Annotated in this window: 8 protein-coding genes and 1 pseudogene; 5 read left to right on the top strand and 4 right to left on the bottom strand. The window is 60.2% G+C overall.

The window, feature by feature from the left end; genetic code table 11:
* Positions 1-3 precede the first annotated feature (3 nt).
* The 4 genes from P0D89_RS37550 to P0D89_RS37535 are packed head-to-tail and all read left to right on the top strand — an operon-like array spanning position 4 to position 11,118.
* A complete protein-coding gene (locus tag P0D89_RS37550; RefSeq protein ID WP_408378044.1) occupies positions 4-8,130 on the top strand; it encodes an RHS repeat domain-containing protein in 8,127 nt (2,708 codons plus the stop codon).
* A complete protein-coding gene (locus P0D89_RS37545; RefSeq protein ID WP_408366487.1) occupies positions 8,127-9,062 on the top strand; it encodes a prenyltransferase/squalene oxidase repeat-containing protein in 936 nt (311 codons plus the stop codon). The genes P0D89_RS37550 and P0D89_RS37545 overlap by 4 nt, the downstream gene beginning before the upstream one ends.
* Positions 9,059-9,940, top strand: a complete 882-nt coding sequence (locus tag P0D89_RS37540; RefSeq protein ID WP_408378042.1) for an acyltransferase domain-containing protein — start codon at positions 9,059-9,061, stop codon at positions 9,938-9,940. The genes P0D89_RS37545 and P0D89_RS37540 overlap by 4 nt, the downstream gene beginning before the upstream one ends.
* Positions 9,940-11,118 carry a cytochrome P450 gene (locus P0D89_RS37535; protein ID WP_408366519.1) on the top strand — a complete coding sequence of 393 codons (1,179 nt, stop codon included), beginning with the start codon at positions 9,940-9,942 and terminating at the stop codon, positions 11,116-11,118. Before P0D89_RS37540 ends, P0D89_RS37535 begins: the two co-directional genes overlap by 1 nt.
* Before the next feature lie 60 nt (positions 11,119-11,178).
* Here P0D89_RS37535 and P0D89_RS37530 read toward each other — a convergent pair whose 3' ends face one another.
* The 4 genes and pseudogenes from P0D89_RS37530 to P0D89_RS37515 all read right to left on the bottom strand — a co-directional run bounded on the left by P0D89_RS37530 (position 11,179) and on the right by P0D89_RS37515 (position 16,693).
* Positions 11,179-11,661, bottom strand: coding sequence for a hypothetical protein (locus P0D89_RS37530; protein WP_408366483.1), 483 nt, complete (start codon positions 11,659-11,661; stop codon positions 11,179-11,181).
* Positions 11,662-11,776: 115 nt separating this feature from the next.
* Entirely contained in the window at positions 11,777-12,487 is a 711-nt protein-coding gene (locus tag P0D89_RS37525) for a hypothetical protein (RefSeq protein ID WP_408378039.1), read from the bottom strand.
* A gap of 161 nt (positions 12,488-12,648) precedes the next feature.
* Positions 12,649-14,019 (bottom strand): hypothetical protein, encoded by a 1,371-nt coding sequence (locus tag P0D89_RS37520; protein WP_408366479.1) that lies wholly within the window; start codon positions 14,017-14,019, stop codon positions 12,649-12,651.
* Positions 14,020-14,213: 194 nt separating this feature from the next.
* Positions 14,214-16,693, bottom strand: a pseudogene (locus P0D89_RS37515) (Tn3 family transposase).
* A 512-nt stretch (positions 16,694-17,205) separates the two neighbouring features.
* Between P0D89_RS37515 and P0D89_RS37510 the strand changes: the two are divergent.
* Positions 17,206-17,691 (top strand): OsmC family protein, encoded by a 486-nt coding sequence (locus P0D89_RS37510; RefSeq protein ID WP_408366517.1) that lies wholly within the window; start codon positions 17,206-17,208, stop codon positions 17,689-17,691.
* Positions 17,692-17,759: the final 68 nt, after the last annotated feature.

The following is a 17,759-nucleotide window of genomic DNA, read 5'->3' as shown; positions in this document are numbered from 1 at the left end:
GCCATGAGCATCGAGACATCAGCCAATGAAATCGGCGTCCGGGAAGAATCGACTGTTCCGGAACTGCGGACGTTTCAGACGCTCGACAGTTCGATCGGGCGCGTCTCCGAAAACGTCAATCTGTTTCGGGGAAACGTGACGCTCGCGCTGCCGTTGCTCACGCTCGCAAGTCGCGGCGGACTCGAGGTGGATGTCAGCATTAGCTATCAAAGCGACATTCAGTGGGAGGTTGGTACCTGGAATCTCGAAAGCCCGACTTCGATCGTTGGCCTCGGCTGGCAACTGCCTTACGAGATGATTCAACTGGACATTCGCAACTCGGTGTCGCCATACGACGACGCCTACTATCTCAGCAGCACGGACGGATCGCAAAGCCAGCTCCGTCTCACGATGCAGACGGAAAGTGTGTGGACATTTGAAGCGGAAGACTTCGATTTCTCGACCATTCTTTACTATCCGAAAAGGCAGATCTGGAAGATCACGGATTCTTCGGGTCTGACCCGCATCTATGGGGCCGACGTTGCGGCAGGCGACAGTCCGGCAGCGTTGCGCAATGCGATCAAGTGGGGCGGAGTGGACGGCAACTGGACCGACAGCAGCGTCGAACTGGGACAACTCACGTTCCCGATCAGCTGGAATCTTGCCCGCGTCTGCAATCAATGGGGCGACGAGATTCAGTTCACCTATTCCCAGTTTCCGGACGACACCGTTCAGATTGGTGGCCCAGGTGGCAGCTACTTCACACGCGCCTCCTATCTGACGAAGATTACCGATCCCGCGGGACATGTGGTCACGTTCAACTACGCGGCCAAAATCTACAACGATGTGATCCGAGAATATGAAGCGCCTCACGTCAGTCCCAATCCGGCGGGGCCCTACGCGTTCCAGGACCGCTACGAAACGCGGTTTATCGACAGTATCGACGTCAGTCAGAAGACCGCTGGTGAAGTGCATGACCTGTTTGCGATTCGCTTCGCTTACGTTGTGCAAAATCTTGCCGACCCGGCGACGCCGGGAGAACCTCGTTATCTCTACAAGCGGTATCTTGCCGCCATCACGACGGTGAATGCGGATGGCAAGATCCTGCCAGGATTGCGCTTCACCTACTACGACGGCTCGCATCCTCAGGCTCAGGCGGACGGTTTGGCGATCCATCGCGGCGCCATCGAGAGCATTACCTTTCCGGATGGCGGCATTGCGACTTATCGCTATACCTGGCAGCCGGTGAGCAGCACGTCGCTCGATTGGACGATGCAGAACTCGGACCCCGATTGGATACCGGGCGTTCCGCGATTCTGGTTCGCGCCGGACTATCTGGTCATCACCTACTACGACGAGATCGATTCAAACAAGCTGACCGTGGCCGTCTACGACTGGAACGGGCAGTGGCTGGTCTCGAAGCCTGTCGTTACGAATCTTCCCTTCAGCCTCGACCTCAGCACGCTCCAGGTCAATCTGCAGGATGAAAATTTCACGGTCTCGTTCCGATTGACCGGAGCGGGCATGAACGGCGCCCTTCAGACCTATGCGGTGCGCCGCTCGTTCGGACAGTACGGGCGATGGGAAGCCGTTCAGTTGGCAATGCCGGATCTGCTTGCACCCGATGCTCCGTATCAGGTAGTCACGGGCAGAGGATTTATTGTCGCCGCTGCGATGGGCGTTTCGCAGATCTACCGGTACACCTGGAATCCGCGCTTGAAACAGTGGGTGTCCAATCCGCTTTATGTCTCGACGGTACTCTCAGGCGAATGGTCACTCGGCGCGGCGGACAATTTTTTCACGCTCTGCCAATACCAGCCGGGCGCGCCGTTGTCGCTCTCGCTCTATTACTACAATCTGGCGACGCTTGAATGGACCGACAATCTCGCTCCGTTCGACAGCATTCCAACCTATGTCTGGCAGAACGACCTGCCCAAACTCTCGTGGAGTCTTTCCGATACCTTTGCGGCTGCCACGTATATCACGAGTGCCAACTCCGTTCAGGAGACGTTCAACTACGAAGTCCGAATCTATCAATGGGACATCAACTTTCAGATTCAGCAGGCGCCGAATCCGATAGTCGGCACGGACATTCCAGCGGCTACGTTGGAGCCTGTCGCCGTTTCCCTCGCCGATGCGAGTCTGATCGGCAACGTGGGGAATCTGCGCCGGTTCGACGGAATCAACTGGAATTCCGGTTCTCTCGGTAGTTTCGGCGCGGGCGGCGACGTTGCGCAGTTTGCGTTTGGAGACGATCTGGCCGTCGGGGTCAACTCGGAGAGGGGCGTCATCGGTGTTTACAACGCTTACCAGGGCGTCTTCAATTCTGTGCTGCTCACCGCGGGATCTGGTGGCCCGGCTGCGCCGACCATCAACGCTCCTTATGTGACGGTCCGCAATCTGATCTATCAGCAGATGCCAACGGGCGAGCTCAGGCTGTTGAATCAGCAACTGCCGCTGGATGCGGTGTCAATTTCGAATCAGGCGCCGCTCTTTCTCGCGTATGGGCGAGCCGATGGCAGCTCGTTCGTCTGGACGATGAAGAACGGCGTACTGGCTCCGAATCCGCAACAGGTTCAAGGCAGCATGTTTCCGAGCAACGATGGCGCTGGCACGGATCTGACTGGAGCGTTTGCTTTCGCTACCTTCACCGGTGTTTCATTTGACTCGCCCAGCAGCATTACGCTGCAACGTGTGCTGTTTCAGTCCTATAGCGGACCGATGCACAGCTTCGTGGTGTCGTCCGTGGCAGTGACGGATGGCATGAGCGTCACGTCAGGCTCCGTGTTCGACTACAACACCCCGGGGGCAACAGGAACCGTCAGTCCCTATGGTCTGTCGACACAGTTTTCCTGCGTGAAGGCGGCGATGGGTACGACTCAGGCAGGCGCCGCGCCGTTTGGATATTCGATCTACCGCTACTTCGACGGCATGAGTCCGCACCCGGATTCAGATAAAACGGCTTATTCGATGCTGAACGGCTTGCTCAAAGAAGTAGACGGCTACGACAGCCAGGGCAAGCAGGTGGCGCGCACGAGCAGAAGCTGGGACGTGGTTCGGACCGCCGTGAACCCCTCGACAGGGACGAGCGGCAATCTGATCGGCGGTTACGTGCGCATGAGTCAATCAGTGGAAACCGTGTTCGACGTGAATCCCATGTCATTGCCGGCGCAGCCGCCACTGGATGTGGCCACGACGCTGATCTATAACGACGCAAACGGCGTGCCGCGAACCAAACAGACCCAGTACTACGATGCCACGACGGGTCAGCTTGTGCAGGTTCAGGAAAGCTATACGTTTGCGTATGAAAAGTATCCGGCACTTGCTGCGCCGGAAGTTAACCAGATTACGGCGTCGGTCGCCAAAACCGTCACTGTCGGCAACACCGTGACGCAGATCGAAGCGACGACCTGGAGCACGACGAATCCGGGTTCGACGTGGGCGCCCTATCGGAGATATCGCGCCTTGTCGGGCAGTGCGGCCTTCACGCCGGGCAATTGGAACAACACCACCGAACCGGACCCGCGCGAATGGCGCAGACAGTGGCAGATTACCGCGCGAGACAACCGGGGTGAGATCGCCGAATATATCGCGGCTGACGGACAATCGAACTCGGTGATTACCGATACGTCGCAGGAACTGGTACTCGTTGCGGCCGGCAACGCGAGTGTCACGAGACAGCAGGTGGTCTATCTGGGGTTCGATCCCTACGAGGACCTGACCGGCTGGACGCTTGCCGGCAGCGCAGCGAATCTGCCCTTGGCGATCCGCGCCGGCGATTCGTTCACCGGATCTCGCGCCTTGGTCATGGCCGGATCGGCCGTTGCCAACTCCTCGCCGTTGGCGCGCAGTTTGCCCGTTACGGAAACCGTAGGTCGCCAGTATGTCCTCAGTTGCTGGTTCAAGACTCCAACAGGGTTTGGAGCGCTTTCGGGTACCGCCGACTGGACCATCACAGGCACGACAGCGGGAACGGTGACGGCGAACGTTCCCGACACGGAAGGCGTGTGGCAATCGTTCTTCGTGCTGTTCGACCTGGCCGCCAATGCTTCGCCGCAGATCATCACGCTGACGTTGACGAATACGAAGAATGCGGCCGTGAAGGTCGACAATCTTCGCGTCTCTCCGTCGCGTGCTGGCTTTACGGCGAATGTTTACAGCCCCGCGTTGCTTCTGTCGACGGCTTCCATTCAAAGCACCAGCCAGACGATGAGAACCGTGCGCGGTGACTTTGAGGAGTTGCTTGCCAATGTCGACGCGGAAGACACCATAGCCTCGATCTCGGACACGTATCTGTCGCGCAGGGGCAATCTCGGTTCATTCTCGGCTGCCGACCCGAACTCCACGCTCACGATTACACCGCGAGAATGGGCGTTCTATCAGAGCTTCAATACCGGACACATTTTTGACGTGAACTGGAGCAGTTCCGCGCAAAACAAGTGGTCGACGGGAGCAGGGAAGTTAGTTCACAGCGCCGGTGCGCAGGACCGGATCGCCTTCACCGGATATCCGGCAGCGTCGGGAGGCGTCAACGCCTTCGGTGCATCCATGCGGGTGATGCCATCGGGCCCGGTGACGGCCGCGACAGGGGTCGCAATCAATAGCGGATTTCAGATTGCGTGGAGTCCACAGACGGCCGCATGGACTTTGACGGATAGCTCGTCAAATACCACAGTCACGGCGGGCGTCCGTTCGTTGCTCGATGTTTCGTTTGCCACGTACACTGCCTCGCTGAACACAAACGTACTGCCGCCCGATTTTCTTTCTCTTCTCCCTGCCGCCGGATTACCGCTTGCACTTGGCTCCACGGTCACGGCGATCACGGCTAATGCCCAATGGCGCATCAGCGATGCCGCTAGCGCGCTAATTTATTATCTCGTTCGTTCGCAAACGGACAACACGAAGATTCAGGTGGTGGCGTTTCCGCGGCAGTGGACCGTCGTGGTGGTGGACAAAAATCTGGCGTTCTTCGCCGACGGCGGGCGTGTGTTCAGCCATCGCGCCTCGATGGCGCCGCAGCGCAGCTTCGGGCTGTTCGCGACGGACGAGATCGCCTTTGATAATGCGCTCTTTTTTGCGGGTCCTCAGCTACAGGTCAGCTATCTGGATGGCGACGCACGGGTGCGCCAGGAACTCGTGGTCTGCGCGACGGATACTGCGCCGAATCAGTGGACCGCAAAGGCCACGATCTACGATGCGCTGGGACGCGACGTCATTCATACTCAGGGGGCTACACTCACTCCCACCGCAGCGACATGGGGATGCTACGAAAACGATCTCGCCTCCTTCAATTGGTCGACGATGACGATCACTGGGCTGGTGAAGACGGAGAACGCGCAGTCAGGCGGCTTTCCCTATTGGCGGACCCGTTATGAAGACTCGCCGCTCGGCCGAAAGGCGGAGTCGGGCTTGCCCGGAAACGAATATGCGATCAATCCGGCGAATTCGCCAGCGCGCACCACTCGCTACCATTACGGGCTCAACAACAGCTCGCTAGGATACGCAGCTGGAAAATACACGCAGTTCACGACAGTCGATCCGAATGGTACGACGCGGCTCGAACTCACCGATGAACGACAGTCGAAAGTCGCGCTCGCGGTTCTGACGAATCCGGGAGCGCACGATCCGCAGTGGAGTATCACGAAGCAGCAGTTCGACGCGTTTGCCAATCTCGTGACATCCACCAGTCCGATGGGGTGGAGCGATACCTTTGTCTACGACTATCTCGGCAATGCTACGCAAGCGAATCGGGCGAATGAAGGTCAGACACGTTCGATGTATGACTCGGTGGGACGGCTGAGATTTCAGATGGACGCACGGGGCGCGGCAGCGTCGAACTCTTATATCAAGTACTGGAAATATGATGCGCTTTCGCGCGTGAGCGAGGAAGGGTGCAGCCTGCAGAGCTGGCCCGGCACGCTGCTACAGCACGTCGACGACCAGAGTTTTCCGGCGGCGGCACCCTCGAATCGGTATGCGTACGATTTCGAATTCGATGGCGGGAACCCGTCCGAGTCGATGGTCGCGATCGGTAAGCTCACGCAGATCGTTAGCGCCAGTGAAGTTTCCCTCCCGGGGACGACAGATCAATTCTCAGCGACGGAATGTCTCCATTACGATATCTGGGCGTGCCTCATCAAGCATTCGATTTCGTTTGCCGGTAACCCGACTACATACACGACAAACTACACGTTCAACAATCAAGGCGAAGTGATTGAGATTTCGTATCCAGGCGCAACGGCGATGAACGTGCAGTATGGACTTGACTCGATTGGGCGTGTCACCTCGATAGGCGTCGATAGCCGACCTTGCATCGTCTATACCTACGACCAGAACGGCAAGGCAGCCACCGAAACGATGTTTGCATCAAGCGGTCAGCAAGTGGGTGCGAGTCGAACGCTGGAATACGCCCCACCAGGATGGCTGTCCGAAACGGCCGGAACGGAGTTTACGGAGACGACAGTCTATGCGCCCACGAACGAGGGCGCGCCCGGCTACTTCGACGGCTCGCCGACACAAACCATCACCGCGCCGCGTGGCTCTGTCGGTCAGATCACGTCCAGCTACGCTTACGATCCGCAGGGACGTCTTCAATCGGTTCAGGTCACTGCAGGTGCGGCGAGCGCTTTCAGCTACGACGCGAATGGGAATATCAGGCAAGTCGGATCGGCCACCAACTCCTATCAGAGTTCGACGAAAGACCTGGTGCAATCGACCCAGGAGCTCGCGCGCCTGCGGACGTACCAATATGATCCCGCCGGCGAAATGCACACCCGCACGTCGATCGATACACCGGCCGTCGACCTTACGCTCACGTGGGATTGCTTTCGCGCACGCGCGTTGACTGCGGTTATGGGTCCGGTTGGGACGCAGTCGACTGTGAATGTCCGCTATGGTCATCGCGGGCGCCGTGTTTTGAAGTCGGTTGCGGCCGTTGCGAATCCGGCGAGCACGCTCTACTACCTGCGCGGAGCCGGCGACGATTCGCTGGTCGAAATCAGCTCGACAGGGACAGTGAGGCAATACGTGATGGGACCGGCGGGGCTGGTTCATTTCAGACAGGACGGCACGGAGTATTTTGTTTCGAGAGACCGGCTCGGCTCGGTTCGTGCGGTACTGGATAGCTCGGCGCGTCTCATCGTCGGGCGGGACTACCTGCCGTACGGACTGGACAATGGCGCAGCCTTCGGCCTGAATCCGGGCCTGCTGCATTACCGGTACCTAGCGCGCGAACTGGATGAGACCGGACTCTACGACTTCCGCGCGCGGCTGTACGATGCGCTGCAAGCGCGGTTTTTATCGGCTGATCCGGAGCGGCAGTTCCTGAGCCCTTACATCTATGCGAGTAACAATCCGCTGTTGCTGACGGACCCGAACGGCGAGTGGGCGTTCATCCCCTTGCTGCTGGCGTTTCTTGCCGAGGCTGCGGAGGCGATCGCGGCAACGGTGGCAGCCTCGGCAGAGGCCATCGCAGCGACAGCGGGTATTGGCGCCGGCGTCGGGTTGGTGACTGGTGTCGTGCAAAGTGCGGAGGTCATCTCGGCCAACAATCTCAGTGGTGCGGAAGCCGCGGGGGTATTCTTCGGCACAGTTGTGCTCAGCACAGTCGGCGGCGGCCTGAGCGGTGGCGCCGCGGCTGTCACCGGTGCATTCGTGGAAGGCGTCACGCTTGCCTCGGCCGCGGCGATTGCTGCGGGAGTCGTGGCACAGGGTGCTATCTCCGCCGCGCAGTCGGCCGGGCAAGCAGCGCTCACCGGTGACGATGCTGGTGACGCCGCATGGAAGAACGCCCTCGCCGGCGGATCATCGTTCCTGGCTGGAAGCCTTGTGACCGCTGGTGTCGGCCAGGTGCTTCAACGCGCTACCTTCTCGACATTGACAGGGACGACCAAGAGCATCATCACGGGCGCAACGTCCGGAGCGGCGGGCGGCGTCGTGGGGAGCGGTGTGACAGCCGGGCTCAACGATGAAAATGCCGGCCTCGCATTCTCGGACGTGTTACAGGGCGTTGCCTTTGGCGTTCTCGGCGGAGTTTTCCCGGAGGTGGTGAACTACAAGCTTGAAAAGGTGGCACGACTGCACGCGCAAATTCAGCGGCGGATAGGCGCGGCGCAACGCCTTTCTTCTGATCTGGATCTGTTCCCACTATGATCAACGCCGGCGAAGCAGCGATCGACCGAGGCATCGTTTTTCTGCGTGGAGGGCAACTCGACTGGGGTGAATTTGCATGCCATAAATTCACCGATGAACAGTTGCGCGGAGAGGGACGCCTCGATTCCTCGCCGTTTGCGACAACGTTGGTCCTTCAATCACTGAGCTTCGTTAAACATCCGATGATCGACGACATGCGATCGAAGGCAATTCGCTTCTTGCTGGAGCAATGGGAAGGGCCCGGCGTTTGGCGCTACTGGTCCTCCCGCAACGGAGCGCCCATCGACCCTGATCTTGATGACACCTGCTGCGCTTCGTTTGCGTTGAAGCAGGCGGGCGTGGCGGTGCAAAGGCTGACGGCCAATGTCAGTTGCATCCTGGAAAACCGGCATGACTCTGGCCTGTTCAAAACGTGGCTGCGCGACGATGGAGCCGACAATGACGTTGACGGTGCGGTGAATGCGAATGTTCTTCTGTATCTTGGTGAACGCGAGGAGACCATGGCGGCGCGCGATATTGTCGTCGATGCGATTCTTGCCGATCGCGAAGGCGAGGCATCCTGGTACTACACCAGCCCATTGGCGCTTTACTACATGGTGTCGAGGGCTTTCTTTCACGGCGTGATGGGCTTCCAGAGATGCCGTGATGCGATCGTCGAGAAAACGAGGGTCTACGCACGCGGCGCGTCCGAACAACCGATGTCCGTCGCGCTCGCGCTTTGCATTCTTGCGAACTATGGAGTTCGGGACAGGCGCGTCCCGGCAGGTGTCAGTCTGCTGCTCCAGCGGCAAAGCAGAGAAGGATCATGGGCACGATCGGCGTTTTACCGAGGGCCTGAGCCACCCGTGACTCATTCCGTTTGGTGGGGCTCGGAAGCGCTTACCACGGCGTTGTGTGTCGAAGCGCTTGCGCGCTCGCAGGTGTCGTCATGACTGGCACTGTGATTGCGTTCTCAGGATGCACCCCGATTCGGCCGGAGCCGATGCGATCCCTGATGAACCGGGAAGCTCGCTTCGCGCAGATTCTCGCGCAATGCGATTCGATTCTTCTGGAAGAGGCCGGTTGGGGCGCGCGGCATCTCTGGGAGCTAAACGGCGAGGTCGCCGACTTGCCCCGGAATTTCCCGCTCGTGGTCGCATTCCAGATCGGTCTGTTTGAATTGTTGCTGCACCACGGTATCGAGCCCGATGCGGTGATCGGGATGAGTTGCGGCGAGGTGTCCGCGGCGTATGCCGCTGGGGTAATCAGTCTTCGCGACGCACTAAGAATCGCAATTCATGGCGGCAGGGCAATGGAACCCGTGGCGGCCCGGTGCCGCATGGCGCTGGTCTGGACGTCCGCTGAAGCGTGTCGCGCGATGACCGATCGGATCAGCATTGCCGCGATCATGGCGCCTGACCTCACAGTGATCTCAGGGTTAGAGGAAGACATGCCGTCGCTGCACCATCAATTGGCGGAAAGACGGATACATGTTCATGCTCTTCCATTGCCGTGGGGCGCTCACACGACGCTGCTGCCACAACAGCATCCACAATTCGAGGCGGCGTTGGGAAGCATCGACACCCGTCCCGCGCGATGCAGCGCATTCTCGACTTCCGCAGGTGAATGGACGCAGTTTGATTTCGATGCAGCGCGGTGGTGGCGCATGTTTCGTTCCCCCGTACTATTCACAGCGGGGATTGGCGCGTTCGTCGAGCGAGGATTCACGACGTTTGTGGACGCCGGGCCGTCTCCAACACTTGAATCGCTGCTGCCGCGATTCGGAGCATCGGTGGTTTCAATGGCGGATGTACTGGCGGTGGTTTCGTGATGACATCCCAATCGCTGCGCACGATACCGGCTCCGTATCAAGAGTATGCGTCGCTGCGACGGGAGATGCCGATCTTCCATGACGTCAAGAGCGACGTGTGGATCGTCAGCCGGTTTGCGGATGTGCGGGCCGTGTTGCGAGAACACCGGTATTTCAGTTCCAGCGTGCTGGGTCAGGACAGCTTTGAAATTCGGTCGCCGGAAGACGGGTCCATTCTGGCGAATGAGGACACGCTGCTGGCGTCGGATCCGCCCCGGCATGACAGACTGCGCGTGCATATCGGCAGGCTGTTTGCGCCCGAGCGGCTTGCCGGGTTTGAGGCTGCAGCTTGCCGCGAGCTGGATGGCGTTGTCGTTAAGCTCGCAACGCAAAATCGATTCGAGATTGTGCACGATGTTTGCGAACCGGTTGTCGCTGCAGTGATGGCTTCTGTATTCGGTCTCGACGCGAGTTGGCATCCACTCGTTGCGCAATGGCTGCGAGTCAGCGGCGAATGCAATGCGCGTTCGAAGCCCGCAACGCTCAGATCGAGATTTGACGCCATGCTCGACGAGATATGGCGCGCGGCTCCGCTTTGCTCCCTTACCGGTCTGGGTGTTTTCATGGCGGCCTGGCGGCGGGGCGAAATCGATGCTCGACAAGTACTCGATCTGACGGTCACGCTGCTGAAGGGTGGCGCGGACACGACAACTTATCTGGTTGGCAATGTTCTCGCGCTCCTCGCGGACCAACCTGGCCTGATGGCCGACGTGCGCCGCGATTCGGAGATCATTCCCGCGCTGATTGAAGAGTCGCTGCGAACCGACTCGCCAGTACAATTGACCGTGCGGTTGACGACCGCAGATGTCGAATTGGCCGGCCACCGAATTCCCGCGAACTCACGCGTGATTTTGTTGCTCGGTGCCGCAAATCGCGACGAGACCGTGTTCGGGAGTGAAGACCAAATTCAAATTGACCGTAAGACCCGGTCTCATCTCGCCTTCGGCGCAGGTGCGCATCGGTGCCCGGGCGTGGCGCTGGCGCGAATGCAGGGCCGCGTGATCGTTCAAATGCTGATGACGCGGCTTCTCGAGTTCCGGCTGGTGCCTCACGGCGCCCGGGAGGTGGAACTCAGAGCCTTGCGTGGCTTCGAACGCCTGGAAGCCGAGTTTCTGACGGGTGCGCCCAATAGTGGGTAGTTCGTTGAACAGGCGGAGCTGAACGCCTGTCAGCTCGGGCATTGGCTCTCACCATCCGCATTAGAGACCCGGTTGGCCGAGCGAGGCGCTGACGGACGGGGCAGTAAAGCAGCGAATCGCGTGGAGGTGCGACGCATCGAACAGGTGGTGGTCGCGATAGAGGGTGCTCATTCTGGATAAGCGATCGAGAACAATGGCGTGGACGATGGCAGCGTCCTGGCCGTAATCGGCGGCCTTGGCGACAACGAGTCGGCCAATTGCCCGCACGGTGGTGAGCAACGCGTCGGTGTGGGGCGGATAAGGCTCAAAGAACATATCGACGATGAGCGCCAGGTCTTGCGCATCGAGATCGGGGTACCAGAGAGCCAGCAGGCGGCGACGTACGGCTTGCAGGCACTGGCGCCCTATCTCGTGCCGGGTGCTGGTGAAGCTGGTGGGGTGGCACCTGTGCTCGGTGAGAACCTCATCGACGTTGGCGAGTTGGCCACCGGCCGCGAGAACGGAAACAAGAAGGTGGCTGCTAATCGCTATAGGGGAACTCATCTACCTGCTGGTAGGGGCGATTATGGATCTTGGGTTCCGTTGCAACCGTCGCCCGTTCAGCCACTTCGTCAAGACTCCCCCGATTTCGATAGGCACGCGAAACCACCTTTTCCCCTTACCAGGCCAACGGCTCAAGCAGCGCGGGCGCGCCAAACTCCACCAGTTGAGCATTCGAGTGCGAAAAATACCCGTCCCAGAACTGCTTCAGATCCATTAGCGTCTTCGGATCGCGATAGCCATTCCGCTCAGCAGTCGACCCGCTAGCGGCAGGCTGCATCACGCCTGCCCCGAGAACATAGATGCGAGCCGAGCCGAAATCGCCGAAAAGGTTGTTGTCCTGCACCTTCTTCAGTTCGACAGCCGGATTGATGTGACGCACCGCGTTGCGCGCATAGAAGCTTGTCAGGCTGGAATTCTCCAGGCCGTCAGTGACGACGAAGACCAGTTTGTGTGCGGATTTTTCCTGCGCGACAGCGGTCGACACGCTTTTCAACGCCATCATGATGTCCGACTGATCAAGACTCGACGTACCAGATTTAAGCACCTGCGCAGTAGTTCCGAGTGCGAGTCTCTGGCTATACACCAATTGCTGCTGCATGCAGGTGTGGAAGTCCTTAAGACGGCTCATCACGACGTTCCCTTCGTCGCTTGTAGGAATAGGGCGTTCAATGACGCCCGTATGCAGGACATTCAGGTAGTGCCCCTGCGAAAACGCCGAAAATTCCGCGATGACGAACTTCGTGCCAGGCTTTAACATCGCCTGGACGTTGTCCAGCACCGACCTCTGCAATGTCGCATCAAGCAGCACCGTCTGGTCGATCAGCACATAGATGAGCTGACCGTATGGAACTTGCGGCGCTGCGATCCTGTTCGCGGCATAGCAGCTGGGGACATCGTTTGTCAGTCCCGCGTGGGCGGGCAATGCGGCCGTCAGCGCAAGGCAGGTGCCGGCCGCGAACGAACGCAATACCTTCATAGACCGGCCCATCACAGATCTCCGAGAATGTCGTCTTCCATGCGTGCCTGCTCAGCGGCTGCCTTGCGACGTGTCTTGAGCGCCTGCACGGCGGCAAGAATCGAGCCGCGGCGTTCGGCTGAACCTTCGGCAGCAATGTCGAGAATGACCTTGCGGCGTTCCTGATCCGGTTCATCGACAATCCGTTCGGCAATACGCGCAAGATCGTTAAACAGCGGCAGCGCCTGCGCCGCTTCGGGCAGGTCAGCGGTTTCGCGCGCGGCCGGCTGATCGGCGAGTCTCGCGGGAGCAGGGGATGCCGCAGCATCTGCGCGCAGCGTCTGCGTGGTAACAACCTGCTGCCGCGATTCCTCTTGCAGCTTGCGGTTGTAGTAATCGAGACAGCTCATTTTCGACACGCTCTCGCGGTACTTCGGCACTTCTCGGCCCAGATGAGCGCGCAGTTCCGTGAGTCGCATATTGCCGCGATCGAGCGCGGGCTTGATGTGCTTTGCAAAGTAGCTCTGGAAGCTGGTATGTCCAAGCGTTTGGCGATAGGCATTCTTGCCGTCGCCGATGAACGAGCTGCCGAAAGCCTGGAAGAAACCCAGCGCTTGCGTAATCACATATATGATCGCGAGCACGATCGCCCCGGCGATGCCCTGGCTGAACATTTCGCTGCTCAACTCATGCTCGACATTTTGCTGCGCGGCACGGGACGAATCGGCCACATCGGTGGGCAATGGCGTCGAGGCATCGAGTCCCGGTACGGCCGGGAACGGGTTGCTGCCGCCGCCCGGCGCCAGCTGACCATGATCGGCGACGTGGTTGGTCATCTCGATCTGCAGACCCTTGATTCGCATCCAGGTGATGCCGATGAGCAGAAGCGCCAGCAGCGTGATCGCGAGGATCGGCGCAACGAGGCTGCCGCGGTCGTGCGCACCTTCGAGCACCCGGCTGCCGAAGCGCACCTTTGGCGAGGCGTCCTTGTCAACCTGCTGATCATCGCCGCTGCTGATCTTGTGACCGGTGTAACCCTCGACGGTCGCATTCACGGAGCCGAGCGCCTTTCTGATCGCGGAGCGCTTGTACACTTCCTTGCCTGCAAAGTGGGTCAGCCCGAGCAGGCCGACGGCCATCACGGTGGCGATCACGTAGCCGATCCAGACCATCTGATTTCCCGTGATTTCACTTGCGACAAATGGTGCAATCAGCATCCCGGTGCCCGCGGCTTCCGCGATCGTCAACAGGATGAGGGCGACCAGCATGAATGCCGACATCGGCGAGCGGCCGTTCTGGTGCGTGACCTTCAGATACTCACTCGCCCGCACGAATACTTCGGGATCGACCTTCGGCAACTTGTCGATATAGGTGGAGCACAACGACTCTTCTGCTGGCGGCAAGCCAGCATCCTTCCAGCTCGACGGGTTCTCGATACCATGTGTTTGCTGCTTCGGGGTCCACTCGTTTTCAGTGCAATAAGTGACGGTACGCAGAGCCAGCAACGGTATGGGTGGTGATTCGTACATCATTAATTAGGTTGATGTTTCTGTTCACATTGGAATACGTGTTTGGGGGCGTCAATGCGCGGGCGATATCAGCCGACGGCGCTTGTTTTCGCTGCACGTTGTGACGGTAGGATTTGTCCGGCGTAGCGCTCAATCGGGAAGCGGAAGATGCCCCTCAGATTGATGCCTTCCAGCCGGGTGGGCGCGATGCGGCCGATCAGTTCTGCCGGGATGACCTGCCGCCGATTGGCCCAGCGATCCAAGACCGCCTGCATCTGCGCCGTGTTCCAGGCCATCACGATGTTGGCCAGCAAGCTCAGCGCGTCGGCTACTGCCTGCATCTCGTCGACGCGCTTGGCCTGGGCGGGGGCCACGCGCCCGGTGTAGATCGCACGCTTGAGCGCGTTGACCGCCTCGCCGCGATTGAGCACCCGCCGCAGTTCTCGTCGGAACGCGGCGTTGAGGAAGTAGTCTGCCAAGAACGTCGTTCGCAGCAACCTGCCGAGTTGTACACCCGCGTCGTAGATCGGATCGCCCCGGGCGGCGGAGCCGAAGCGCGCCAGCGCCGCCACCGCGCTGACATGGCCGCTCCTCACCGAGGCGCTCAAGTGCACCAGCGCGTCCCAGTGCGACTCGACAAGCGACGTGTCGACGTTGGCCACACACACGGCAGCGATCTCTCGCGGAATCACCATGCCGCGCGGCACATAGAGCTGTCGCTGCTTCAGATCCTTCAGGCGCGGGCACAGATCGAATCCGAGCAGCCGGGCCAACGCCATCGCGAAATCGGTGTAGCCGTGAGTGTCGACTGCCAGTTGCGACGTCTCGATCCGCTCTTGCCGCACGACCCCCTCGATGGCCACGCCTGCTTGGCGTTCGTTGAGCACGAAAGGTTGGGCGTAGAAGATGCCCCAGCGATCGCGGACGTGGGAGTAGATGCCTATCGACGGCGTGTTGCGCCGAGGATCGAGCCGCGCCTGCCATACGCGCTTGGTGGTCTCTATACTCATCATGTCCGAGGAAGCGAGGTCCGAACGCGTACGCGCGCCAACAGCGGTTCAAGAAATGCCGCCGGCTTGGCCGGCAGCGACAGACGTGCATAGTGCCGCGTCGCCTCGGTCTTCCAACGCTCGGCCGGCAAGAACAGACGCTCTCGGCCACGGAAGCTCAGGCTGTGTTCGATCCACACCGAGCCGTTGCGCACCGAGCGGCGCAACGCGAAAAGCGCGGCCACCTCCAAGGCGCGGAACGCTCGTTCCCGGTCGTAGCCCGAGATGGCGTCGCGCCAAACTGAGCCGAGGCCAGGTGCAGTAGCATCGTCGGGCAGCGTCCTGACACCTCGGTCGTACAGGCCGCACAGCTTGGCCAGCGCGGCAGTGACGGGATGCTCACCGGTGGCCTGCCATGGCAGCTTAGCGATTGCCGCTAGCAGCGATCTCACTGGGCGAATGGCTGCGATCAAACCCTCACGCACAAGAGATGCGCGGCTGGGTGGGCGACGCTGCCGATTGGCGGTAACCAGCGCGTCGAGTCGGGCGCGCAGTTCGGCGTCCGGCACGGCCCCTTCGGCACTCAGACCCGCCAGCTCGTCGAGTAACGTCTGGTACAGATCGGCCCAATTGACGGTCTTGCTGACACCGTCGGCGGCGTGTCGCCAGAGATCTGCCACGCGTCGCTGCAGCATCAGGATCAACTGATCGGTAGCGGTTAGCAGGGCGTAGCGCAGGAAGCAGGCAACCTCCACCGTGCGTGCTGGCTCTTTGATCTTGGCCCCTGCCGACGGTGGTCTGGAGGCCAGTCGTCGGGCGTAGCGGCGCAGGAGGAGGTCGGGAAGATCTCCCAGGTGCTTGTGAATCTCCAGGCCGTAGAGCAATTCGATGCGTTCGAGCACCTCGGTGATCTGCCGTGTTGAGTGCTTGGCGGGTGTCGCCCACAGCCAGCTCTGCTGAGTCTGGCCATCAGCACGAGGCTCGACAATCGCGCGGCGCCAGCGATCAAGCGTCCCCGGCTGAACCACGGCGCGAATCGTTGCGCCGGTCTCGGCCTCGAGTTGCGCAAGCGCGGCGGCGATCAGGGTGCGGATGGCCCGGTCGTGAACGATCAGTAGCCGGTGTTCGTACAACCATTGTCGGGCACGAACAAGCAACTGCTCACGGTCAGCGCATCGGGCCACCTCCTCGCGCAGTTCTCGCACCAGGGCGCGGCGCTGATGCTCGCTCATCCATCGGAATCCAAGGGACTCGCAGGCAACCTGTTGGTGGTCAAACAAGGTACGGCCGCGGCCATACATCGCACGCAGCGATGCGAGTTCCGGGGCGTCGATGCCGAGCTCGGTGCCGAGGTGGCGCCACAGCACCGATGGGATGACGCGAAAGGCGTCGAGCAGACGCCCGCTCATGCGCAGAAAACCGATGTGCAGCGCCAGGCCTAGCTTCAGTCGGTTACCGCGCCGCGCCTCGATCAGTTCGCGCTCGGCAGGGCTAAAGGTAAAGAAGGCTTGCAACTCGAAGGTGCTGATCTCGCGCGGCAGCTCGCGCATGCCCAGGTACGTCGTCTGCCAGCCTTGCATCGCGCGCCTCCATCGGTGGGACGTTCACGATACGCCTCAAAAAAGCGAACAGCAATGTCAGCAGAATCAATGACTTACTACCTGCCCCCCGCGCCCTTACTGGCTTTGCGTACCGTCACTTATTGCACTAAAAACGAGTGGACCCCCAGTTCAGCTATCGCTGGCAAAAACTTGGCCTGCCGAATGACTGACTGCCAGGCCGGCCACGCATCGCAGAGTGAACAATGTCGACAATGTCAACATTGTCGGTTCACTGCTTGATTGAGAAATGCAACGCGCCGAACTCGGGCGGCGCTTCTTGTTTGCCCCAAAGCCTCGCCAGGAAAGTAGTTTGGCGATACACAGTCAACCTGGCACGCCTGTTGCATTAAGTGATGTGCCGGCGCCGCTCGACCTTCGATGCGACGCCCGCGCCTTCACCATCCACGCACCAGGAGCGTCACTTGAGCACTGTCACCGATAATCCCACGACTATTTCCACCTACCTGCGGCCAATCGATCGCGATGGGCTGATGGCCTTCGCCGGAAAGGGGCGCAATAACCCCGGGTCGCGCGGCAAGAACAACGTGCACACGGTCATGCAAGGTCAGTACCGCTCGTTGAGCTATGTCGGCAACCATACGCCCGTCGTCGTCGACGAGCCGCTGCATCTGTTCGGCGAAGACACCGCGCCGGCGCCGGGCGAGATCGTGCTGTCCGGTCTCGGCGGCTGCCTCGCGGTCGGCATCACAGCCGTCGCTACGTGGAAGCAGGTCAAGCTGTCGAAGCTCGAAGTGTTCCTCGAAGCGGATATCGGCAATCCGGCTGCATGGGGCGCAGGTGGCGCCGAGATGGAATCTGCGCAGATGGGTTTCCAGGCGATCCGCGTGAAAATTGTGATCGAAGGCGATGCGACGCGCGACGAGCTTGAGGATATAGTTGGTCGTGCTAACTACTTCTCGCCGGTTGCAAACTCGATGCGCAATCCGATTCCCATGACGGTTACGCTCGCCGACTGAAGCGCCGCTTCTCTCGTGCGCGCCGCGCGTAGCGGCTGCCCCGGGTACCCGAAGGAAAACCAACATGG

It is taken from the genome of Paraburkholderia sp. RL18-085-BIA-A (assembly GCF_046027075.1).
Classification (GTDB): Bacteria; Pseudomonadota; Gammaproteobacteria; order Burkholderiales; family Burkholderiaceae; genus Paraburkholderia.
The sequence above is the reverse complement of the archived record's forward strand: the minus strand, read 5'-3'. Positions and strand labels throughout refer to the sequence as shown.

Bases quoted from the DNA above. Each gene is read 5' to 3' on its own strand.
- P0D89_RS37550 (WP_408378044.1), top strand. From the start codon at position 4: ATGAGCATCGAGACATCAGCCAATGAAATCGGCGTCCGGGAAGAATCG.
- P0D89_RS37545 (WP_408366487.1), top strand. From the start codon at position 8,127: ATGATCAACGCCGGCGAAGCAGCGATCGACCGAGGCATCGTTTTTCTG.
- P0D89_RS37540 (WP_408378042.1), top strand. From the start codon at position 9,059: ATGACTGGCACTGTGATTGCGTTCTCAGGATGCACCCCGATTCGGCCG.
- P0D89_RS37535 (WP_408366519.1), top strand. From the start codon at position 9,940: ATGACATCCCAATCGCTGCGCACGATACCGGCTCCGTATCAAGAGTAT.
- P0D89_RS37530 (WP_408366483.1), bottom strand. From the start codon at position 11,661: ATGAGTTCCCCTATAGCGATTAGCAGCCACCTTCTTGTTTCCGTTCTC.
- P0D89_RS37510 (WP_408366517.1), top strand. From the start codon at position 17,206: ATGGCCTTCGCCGGAAAGGGGCGCAATAACCCCGGGTCGCGCGGCAAG.